This window comes from Psychrobacter sp. TB20-MNA-CIBAN-0197 (assembly GCF_040309765.1).
In the GTDB taxonomy this organism is placed as follows: Bacteria; Pseudomonadota; Gammaproteobacteria; order Pseudomonadales; family Moraxellaceae; genus Psychrobacter; species Psychrobacter submarinus.
The window spans coordinates 1-316 of the sequence record NZ_JBEOPC010000271.1 but is presented as its reverse complement, the minus strand read 5'-3'; the positions used below and the strand labels follow the sequence as shown (position 1 = coordinate 316).

Below are 316 nucleotides of genomic sequence, written 5' to 3'. Positions count from 1 at the left end.
ATCGTTTCTTGCCCCGGTGTAGACTTGCGACAATTTCAGCCGCCGGCCGGCTGGACCATGGACTGACAAAGGAAAGGCAATGAGCGAGGAAACGATGCGGTTGGGGCGTGAGCGGCGCTATCTGGTGTTGCTGGGGATCATCTGCCTGGCGTTGATCGGCGGCGCACTTTACATGCAGGTCGTGCTCGGCGAAGCACCTTGCCCACTGTGCATTCTGCAGCGCTATGCACTGTTGCTGATTGCAGTGTTCGCCTTCATCGGTGCGGGCATGCGTAGCCGTCGCAGCATCACCGTGTTCGAGACACTGGTAGTGATC

Annotated in this window: 1 protein-coding gene; it reads left to right on the top strand. The window is 58.9% G+C overall.

The window, feature by feature from the left end; translation table 11 throughout:
* Positions 1-79: 79 nt before the first annotated feature.
* On the top strand, positions 80-316 hold a 237-nt coding region (locus AAEY83_RS13620; protein WP_351059606.1), incomplete at its 3' end, for a disulfide bond formation protein B.